Here is an 8,747-nt window from a genome sequence, read left to right on the forward strand (position 1 = left end):
ACCGTCGGGCTGGAGGCATGGACAAACTTGCCGCCGCCCACGTAAATCCCCACGTGATGCGGAGCTGACTTAGAACCAAAGAAGAGCAGGTCACCTTTGGCCAGCTTCTTGGTTGAAACTGCCTTGCCGTAGTAGCGTTGGCTGACTGAGTAGTGCGGCAATGACAAGCCAGTTGCCTTCTTATACACGTACATGGTCAAGCCGGAGCAGTCAAAACTGTAAGGACCAGTTGCCCCCCAGACGTAAGCCCTGCCAACTTGGGCGTTTGCTAGCTTAACAACTTTATTCTGCTTAGCTTTCTTAGCCGCAGCTGCCTTAATTGAAGCGTACTTCTTAGTCGTGACCGTGTTGGTGCCCAGAATCCACTTGTTGTTCTTGATCCGGTACCAGGTCCGCCCCTTGTACTTGGCTTGGCCCGTAGCCGTAAACCTGTAGCCGGACTTAACCCGGCCAGCCTTCTTCTTGCCAGCCCCGTAAGTGGTCCAGGTGTTGACCTTATTGCCCTTATTGTAGGCTACCCGGGTCTTCTTCACGATCATAATATTGCTGTCCTGGCTGTCAGTTGCCGCGTAGGCTGGCTGCGCCCCGCCCAGCCAAACCGCCAGCAGTAAAAGGACTAAACTGAATTTCCGCTTCATTATAACTGTTTTCTCCTAAATTGAATTCGCTTTTTCTAGTGTAAGGAAGTTGTGTTACAGAAAGGTTACAGAAAAAAATACAGTTGTTTTTTAATAACAAAAGGCAAAAGAAAAAGGACGCCAGCTGGCGTCCTATATAAAAGGATATTTCTCAATTAAATCAAGCGCTTTGCGGTTGATGGCCAGAAGTAGTAGCTCAGGCTCTGCTTGATCACGCCCTGGCTTGGAGTAGCCGCGTGAACAAACTTGCCGCCGCCCACGTAAATCCCCACGTGGTACGGTGAAGACTTGGAACCCCAGAAAAGCAGGTCCCCCTTCTTCAAAGTTGCAGTAGAAACAGCAATCGTCTTGCCTTGGTGCACTTGCGTGTAAGTGGTCCGGGTAATGTACTTGCCCAGAGCGTGTCTGTAAACGTAGCTAGTCAAGCCGGAGCAGTCAAAGCTGTAAGGACCAGTAGCGCCCCAAACGTAAGGCTTGCCCAGTTGGGCCTTGGCCAAGGCAACAACCTTGTTTTGCTTGGTCTTCTTACTCTTAGATAGCTTCTTGGCTGCCGCAGCCTTCTTAGCTGCCTTGGCAGCGGCCCGCTTAGCAGCTGCTGCCTTCTTGGCCCAGGCTTTAGGACTCAAAGTGTAAGAAGCCAGAATCCATTCGTTGTCAGCAATCTTGTACCAGGTTTGCTTCTTGTACTTAACTTCGCCAACCACCGTCAAAGTGGTCCCATGCTTGAAGCTGATGCCAGTGTCGTTGGCCGCGCCAAGCTTAACCTTGTAATTCTTCCAGGCCTTAACGCTGTAGCCGGATACGTAGTTGACTACGACTTGCTTGTTAACAGCCTTAACCTTGGCGGCCTGGGCTGCTGGTACTTGGGCGCTGGCGGCAACAGGTGCGACCAAAGCCAGGGCCATTAAAACTTTGACTAATAAACTCTTGAACTTCAAAACTTGATATCCTTTTCTATTCTGATTCTTTACGCAAGATATATAATAGGTTACTAATGTTACAGGAATGTTACAAAAGGAATACCAGATTGTTAAAATTAAGTCCAACTTAAAAAGGCCAGGGCTTTTTGCTGCGCTGACCTTATTTTTTATCGTTATTATCGTAATTTAAGCAGGTAATGATAATTTAGATGACCCGCTTGGCCATTGATGGCCAGAAGTAAGAGCTGAGGCGTTGCTTGCGGACCCCTTGGCTTGGAGTAGCCGCGTGCACGTACTGGCCGCCGCCCACGTAAATCCCCACGTGGTATGGTGAATACTTGGAGCCCCAGAAGAGCAGGTCGCCCTTCTTCAGCTTGGCCGTTGAAACCTTGACTCTCTTGCCCTTCTTTACCTGAGTATAAGTGGTCCGGGTAATGGACTTCTTGATCGCCTTCTTGAAAACGTACTGGGTCAAACCTGAGCAGTCAAAGCTGTATGGGCCGGTAGCGCCGTAAACGTAGCGCTTGCCAACTTGCTTCTTAGCCAGCTTAACCACCTTGTTCCGCTTAGTCGTCTTGCTTGCGGCTTGGGCCTGGTGGCTGTTTACCTGGATTGCTACAGGCACAACCAGGGCCAGGGCTAAGGTTAATTTTGCTAAGATCTGCTTAAACTGCTTCATTACGTTGTAACTCTCTTTCTCTTTTCTCGATGCTTATATCATAGCCGATGAGTGTTACAGGAAATTTACAGACCCTTTGCAATTCCTTTAACAGGCCTTTGCAGTTTTTTAACATCCTACAATTTTTCCGTAAAAAAAGGCCCTGGCAAAGAGCCAGAACCTTAATTTATTAAGCCCGCAGCTTCTCAGATGCGAAAGTGGAGCTTTCAGGCGCGGCCACGACTTCATTGCGGGCATCAACTGCCCCCTCAGTGGCCATGTTATGGAAATTATTGAAGGACAGGGAGATCATGTCTTCCAGGGCTGGTTCAGTGAAGGAACCCATGTGCGGAGTCAAAAGCACCCGCGGGTAAAGATCCATCAAGGACTGAACTTCCTGGTCCGGCACGTCGCTTTCAGAGTCAAAGTTGTGGCCCATGATCTTCTTTTCACTGGAAACCACGTCAGCGCCGTAGCCGGACAGGTGGTGGCTAGAGACAGCGGCAGCGATGGCGGCTTCATCAGCCAGTTCGCCCCGGGCCGTGTTAACCAAGACTGCCCCTTCCTTCATCTTAGCGATGAATTCAGCGTTCATCAGCTTGTCGTTCTTGCCTGGGAAGTATGGCACGTGAACAGAAACGATGTCACAAGTTGCCAGCAATTCGTCTTCTGTTACAAAAGTGCAGTACTGCTTGGCGAAGTCAGATGGGAATGGGTCATAAGCGTAAACTTCAGCGCCCAAGGCTTGCCACATCTTGCCTTCAACCGCCCCGATCTTGCCAGCCCCGTAGATGCCGACCTTCAAGCGGTTGAATTCCGTAGCGAAGTAGTCCGGATGCATCCCAAAATCCTGTTCATGGACATGATGGGCAGCTTCACCAACGTGTCTTGACAAAGTCAGGCCCAGGGTAAAGGCCAGGTTGGCTACCGCGTATGGGGAGTAGTTTGGCACCCGGGCAACTGAGATGCCCAGGTCTTTAGCAGCTTCCAGGTCGAAGTGGTCCACGCCGACTGACCGGGTGAAGACCCAGGAGATGCCATAGTCCTTGAACTGCTCCAGGTTGGTCCGGTCACAGAGGCAATTGCCCCGGACCAGGACGGCGTCGCAGTCAGCGGCTTGGGTAACATTTTCCCGGTTCAAGTATTCAGGAATGAGCTTCAAGTCGTAATCATACTTGTTCAGTTTTTCAAAATAACTTCTTTCCAGCGGCCTAACGCCGTAACATGCAATTCTCATCTTGAATACCTTCTTTTCTAGGACTTCACTTTATTTCTTTCAATAATTGCCCCTATTTTATTTAATTCCTTTCTCATTTACAAGCCCTTTCCTTAACTTCTTAACTATTTAATTTTCTCCCGTCTTTCTAAGCCAGGTAAGAGCTGACAGAATTTGCTTTCCGTAAATCCTTCCCTTAAAAGTCCAGCTTTCTCTTTTAATCTGCAGGCCAAAAAGGCAAAGAAAAACGCCCCTGAGGCGGGTGCCTCAAGGACGCTGATTTGATCATTTTGAAGTTTGCTAATTAGATAACCCGCTTGGCAGTTGATGGCCAGAAGTAGGAGCTCAGGTATTGCTTACGGACACCCTGGCTTGGCGTAGCAGCATGCACGTATTGGCCGCCCCCAACATAGATGCCCACGTGGTATGGGGAAGACTTGGAACCCCAGAAGAGCAGGTCGCCCTTCTTCAGCTTGGCAGTTGAAACCCTAACAGTCTTGCCTCGGTAAACTTGGCTGTAAGTAGTCCGGCTGATGTACTTGCCGATGGCGTGGCTGTAGACGTATGAAGTCAAGCCTGAGCAGTCAAAGGCGTTAGGACCGGTTGCCCCGTATACGTAACGCTTGCCGACTTGCTTCTTGGCCAGGGAGACGACCTTATTGCGCTGGCTGGTTTTAGAAGCAGCTTGGACAGTGTTGTTTTGCGTGTTAACAGTATTTACGGCAACGAAACCGGCGAAGGCCAGGGATACGGCCGCGACTACTTTGGCTAATGACTTCTTGAACTTCAAAATGATTTACTTCCTTTTCTTAACTTGATGTTTAACATCTTACAGGGGAAATATTTCAATTCTGTTTCAAAAAGGTCACGCCTTTTTTACAATCTATGAGAAAAAGCTTAATCTTGTAATTTTCTGACCAAGGCATCCAAGCTGGCATAGGTCGCTTGCAGGTCGTCATTGACCAGGACATGGGCGAAAGAAGCCAAATCTTCCGGCAATTCGTTCAACTCGCTGCCGGCCAGCCGCTTCTTGATCTGGTCACTTGCATCACCCCGGTCAGCCATTCTTTGCGCCAAAGTGTCCAGGCCGCAAGTCACATAAAGGAAGTAAACCTGGTCACCTAATGCTTCCAGGTAGGACCGGGCCCCCTTGATGTCCACGATCAAGCTGACCAGGTCGTTCTTGGCCCAGGCCCGATCCAGCCCTTCTTTACTGGACCCGTACTGGTAGTCCCCGTATTTGACATGTTCAAAGAAGTGCAGCTGGGCAAAAGAAGCATCGTCTTCAAAGTAGTAAGCTGACTCGCTTTCCCCAGGCCGTCTGGGCCGGGTAGTGTGGGTGATCACCCGGGGGATCTGGTAGCGGTCAGCCAGGTATTCAGATATGGTCGTCTTGCCAGCCCCGCTGGGACCAGCGATCAAGATAATTTTTTTAGCCAAAAGGGATCTCCTAACTTGAAAATTTTCGCTCTATACTATATCATAGCTTAGTTGAAAATTTAACCATTTACGAATTAAGGAGATTGCCATGAAGAAAGCCGATGTTGAATTAGGTGCCGTCGTTAACGCCAAGTCAGAAGAAGAACTGAAGAAGCAGTTCCAAGGCACGGTGGAAAAGATCTATGAAAACTCTGCCCTCCTGGCCATCACTTCCTTTGACGACGTTGACGCTACTGCCGTCAGCGACCTCAACTACAAGCTAGTCGTCAACTTCAAGAACATGAAGCCGGCCCGGTCAGCCAAGAAGGCCAAGGCCCTCTCCACCAACAACGTGACCATCGAAAAAGTGGCCCCGACCTTGAAGGCTGCCGACAAGGATAAGGACAAGAAGGAAAAGAAGGCTCCGGCCAAGAAGAGTAAGTAAGAAAACTCCGCGGTTATCCCGCGGAGTTTTTTGTTAAGATAGTAGGGAAAGCGAGTTGACAACATGAAAGAAAAAACTAAAAGCCTGCTCTACTGGTTCATCCTCCTCCAACCCTTCCTGGATTTGGACTTCTTCTACCGGGGGAAGCTGGCCACCATCCTGCCCTTCACCATCCCGACCATCATCCGGATCGCCGGAGTAGTTGTCTTGGTCGGCCTGCTTGTCTGGGGACAAAAGAAATTGCCTCCAGCCTGGCTCTGGGCCTACCTGGCCCTCTTGACCCTCTACGGGATCTTCCACCTTTGGCACATGCAGAACTTTAAGAGCCTTAGCCCGAATGATTACGGCTACTCGAATTTCGGGGAGATTTTTTACCTCTTCAGAATGCTCCTGCCCCTGGCCTTGATCTGGGTGACCAAGAGCCTGGAAATCAGCCAGGACTTCTTGTTAAAAGCCTTCGCCTGGGTCAGCGGCCTCTTCACCGGCACCATCGTCTTGAGCAACCTCTTCGTGATTTCCCTGAAGTCCTACGAAACTGGGGTAATCTCCGGCAATATCTTCACCTGGTTCATGGGGCCGCTTTACGGCTACTCCCACAGCGCCTCCAAGGGTTTCTTCTACTTTACCAACACCTTGAGTGCCATCCTCTTGATGCTGGCCCCGGTCGTCTTCTACCTGCTTCTTGAGCGCTTCTCCTGGCAGACCGGCCTTTTGGCCCTCAGCCAGACTTTGGCCATGCTGGAAGTCGGCACTAAAGTCGCCCTCTACGGCTTAGCCGGAACCCTGGCCGGCAGCTTGATTGCCTGGCTGGTCCACCTGCTTTTCTTAAAAAACGTCAAGTTCTCTAAAGCTGGCCTGGTCACCCTTTTGGCCTTGGCCGGGATTACCGGGGTCTGCTGGCAGGTCTCCCCGGCCATCCAGCGCTACAAGTACGAGATCTACTGGGCTAACAGCCATGACTCCAAGATCGACAAGGAAAACGCGATCTTAAAGACGGGCCTGGCCAAGTACAAGAGTGATCCGGACAAGCTGCGAGAGTTTGAAAAGGACTTTTTGGCCAAATATTACAAGAAGTACGCCTTAAACAAGCGCTTCATTAGCAAGTCCTACCCATATAAGTACGACCCGCAATTCTGGATCGACCTGCTTAAAGAGCCGGCCAGCGTCCGCCTGGCCAACCGCAAGGTTGAAGAGGCCATGCTTAAGCAGGTGGTCAAGTATGACAACGATCCTTTGGACAAGTGGCTGGGGATCGGTTATATGCGGCAGACCAACATCTTCAACCTAGAGCGGGACTTCACGGCCCAGTACTACTCCCTGGGGCTAGTCGGCGCTGTCCTTTACTTAATCGCCTACCCGGCCATCATCCTTTACGGGGCCTTTGCATGGCTGAAGGAAAAAGCCTGCCGGACCTTCTACTTAACCAGCCTCTTGCTCGCCAGCGCCCTTCTCCTGGGGGCCAGCTACATGTCCGGCAATGTCCTGGACTTCCCGACCTCTAACCTCCTCTTGGCCTTCCTGGGCGGCGGCCTCCTGGCTTACATCAAGGAAGAAAAAGGCAAAAGCACCGGACTCCGCATAGTCAGATTTGAGAAAAAATAATAGCAAACTAAAGTAAAAAAATCGCCTTCTGCTAGAAGGCGATTTTTGCTTTTTCTTTAATTTTTACTTGTTTTCCTTGTCAATAAAGGAACTGTCCGGCACCCGGATCAGGTAGAAGCGCTTGGCTTGCCGGCCAGCGTGCAGGCCCAGGCCGTTGACCGTTGTATTCTTGTACTTGGCCGTATAGATGGCCACGTAGGCCTGCTGGTAGCGGGAATCTTCCTTCTTCAGTTCCTTGCGGCTGAAGGGCAGGGCTGAGGCCGTCACGTTGATCGGGTCCTTGCTATAGGAGACCGTGGCCAAGTGGCTGGGCACGGTGTACTTTTTCCCTTTAATGTAAAAAATATACTGCTGGCTGAGGTCCCGGTTCTTAGCAGACTTGACCTGGACGTAGTAGCTCTGGCTGGCACTAGGCTGCAGGACCAGGGGCTTGTAGGTCACGGATGAAGTAATCCGGGAAGTATCCGTCAAGTTCGGGTCGTCAAAGAGGCTGACGGCTAAGAGCCAGCCAGCCAAAAGGCAGAAGCTGGCGACTTCCAGCAGGCTGATCAGGGAGTTGCCCCATTCAAACTTGTGCTGGCGCTGGATGATCATCTTCAAACGGCGGCGGCGGATATTTTGCACGATAAAAACCAGGTAAACGATGGCTCCCACCCAGAGGGCCACCCCCAGTACGTTCCAGCTCCACATAATTATGCCTCTTTCTTCGTCTTGGCCTTGGACTTGTCTTCTTTAGCTTCCTTTTCCTTGGACTTGGCTTCTTTGGCCGCTTCCTTGGCGGCTGCTTCGCCTTCCTTCACCTGCTTGATCTTCTCGCTCATGGCGTCAGCCAGGCGGTCGGCCGCCCCTTCAACGTCCGCGACTAATTCGTCGCCATCCATGAAGAGGTCGATCCGGAAGTGGGAAGCGTTCAGGTATTCGCTGGCCGTTTCAAAGTAAACCTTGACCGGCTGGGCTTCTTCTTCGTCAAAGAAATTGATCAGCTTCTTGTAGTTGGCCAGGGGCAAGTTGATGATGTTGGTTTCCAGGGCAAAAGTGATGGGGTTCTTCCCTTCCAAAACCAGCTGGACCTGCATCAAGCGGTCCTTCTTTAAGGCCGTGGCCACTTCCTGGACCATGGTCAAGGCGTGTTCACGCAGCTTCTTTTTGCTCCGGGAGACTTCGGAATATTTAATGGTCTCCATGTCAGACAGGTAGGTCTGTTCTTCGATTGCTTTAGTTAAGTCTTTCAGGTTGATCTGCATTTTTTCTGTCACCGTCCAATTATATCTGTTTCTACATTAACTAAAAAAGTCCCCGGGTGCAAGCGAAAAAAAGAGCCGGCCAGGGGGCCGGTTCTCATTAGGATTAATAGGAAATGTAGGTTGTCACCAGCACTCGACTGATTTATAACCTCCGGGGCGGCGATAACATGGGGAAAACACCGCCGCTCCAGGAAATAGAGCCTGCCGCGCGGCAAGTTCTCTATTACTCTGCTATTTTACCATGTAAGAGAAAATTCGGTCAAATTGTGTCATTTGACATAATTTAGCCAAGTGTCTGCTTTAACAGCCTTAATATCTAGACCAACCTTTTTCATGCAATGCTTGAGCATTACAAATGCTCCCTTGATCTATGTTAGGTCAGATCAAGCAAACTAGAGGACGACTTTACAGCCCGTCAACCGAGGTTCTATGCACAGACACCAAATTTACTCGTTTGCCAAGTGGCTCCTCAAATGAGAGGAGACCATTTGGCTGGATGCAACACAGCATCCACTATCCCGTTCGCAAATGAGACGTTCGGGAATACTTTTCTTACTATCTGCATTGCACCGTTGATGTCCGCATTGACCAACAAACCCTTGTTG

Annotated in this window: 10 protein-coding genes; 2 read left to right on the plus strand and 8 right to left on the minus strand. The window is 50.4% G+C overall.

Going from position 1 to position 8,747, the window contains the following annotated elements; all coding sequences use genetic code 11:
- From Q0J41_RS06740 to Q0J41_RS06765, 6 genes are all read right to left on the minus strand, one after another.
- A partial coding sequence (locus Q0J41_RS06740) for a C40 family peptidase (RefSeq protein ID WP_296227629.1) occupies positions 1-638 on the minus strand: 638 nt, incomplete at its 3' end.
- Between the two features lie 155 nt (positions 639-793).
- Positions 794-1,576: a C40 family peptidase gene (locus Q0J41_RS06745; protein ID WP_296227631.1), complete on the minus strand. Its 783-nt coding sequence runs from the start codon at positions 1,574-1,576 to the stop codon at positions 794-796.
- Between the two features lie 187 nt (positions 1,577-1,763).
- Positions 1,764-2,237, minus strand: coding sequence for a C40 family peptidase (locus Q0J41_RS06750; protein ID WP_296227633.1), 474 nt, complete (start codon positions 2,235-2,237; stop codon positions 1,764-1,766).
- A 169-nt stretch (positions 2,238-2,406) separates the two neighbouring features.
- Complete coding sequence (locus tag Q0J41_RS06755) at positions 2,407-3,453, minus strand: 2-hydroxyacid dehydrogenase (protein WP_296227636.1); 1,047 nt, start codon at positions 3,451-3,453, stop codon at positions 2,407-2,409.
- A gap of 283 nt (positions 3,454-3,736) precedes the next feature.
- Positions 3,737-4,222: a C40 family peptidase gene (locus Q0J41_RS06760; protein WP_296227638.1), complete on the minus strand. Its 486-nt coding sequence runs from the start codon at positions 4,220-4,222 to the stop codon at positions 3,737-3,739.
- Between the two features lie 107 nt (positions 4,223-4,329).
- Positions 4,330-4,872 carry an AAA family ATPase gene (locus Q0J41_RS06765; RefSeq protein ID WP_296227640.1) on the minus strand — a complete coding sequence of 181 codons (543 nt, stop codon included), beginning with the start codon at positions 4,870-4,872 and terminating at the stop codon, positions 4,330-4,332.
- A gap of 88 nt (positions 4,873-4,960) precedes the next feature.
- Here Q0J41_RS06765 and Q0J41_RS06770 point away from each other — a divergent pair, with 88 nt between their 5' ends.
- Positions 4,961-5,296, plus strand: coding sequence for a hypothetical protein (locus Q0J41_RS06770; RefSeq protein WP_296227642.1), 336 nt, complete (start codon positions 4,961-4,963; stop codon positions 5,294-5,296).
- A gap of 63 nt (positions 5,297-5,359) precedes the next feature.
- Positions 5,360-6,898, plus strand: a complete 1,539-nt coding sequence (locus tag Q0J41_RS06775; RefSeq protein ID WP_296227644.1) for an O-antigen ligase family protein — start codon at positions 5,360-5,362, stop codon at positions 6,896-6,898.
- A 63-nt stretch (positions 6,899-6,961) separates the two neighbouring features.
- Here Q0J41_RS06775 and Q0J41_RS06780 read toward each other — a convergent pair whose 3' ends face one another.
- Entirely contained in the window at positions 6,962-7,588 is a 627-nt protein-coding gene (locus Q0J41_RS06780; RefSeq protein ID WP_296227646.1) for an LVIS_2131 family protein, read from the minus strand.
- 2 nt (positions 7,589-7,590) lie between these two features.
- Positions 7,591-8,142, minus strand: a complete 552-nt coding sequence (locus tag Q0J41_RS06785) for a hypothetical protein (protein WP_296227648.1) — start codon at positions 8,140-8,142, stop codon at positions 7,591-7,593.
- Between the last annotated feature and the right edge of the window lie 605 nt (positions 8,143-8,747).

Source organism: uncultured Lactobacillus sp. (genome assembly GCF_944327175.1).
Taxonomy (GTDB): Bacteria; Bacillota; Bacilli; order Lactobacillales; family Lactobacillaceae; genus Lactobacillus.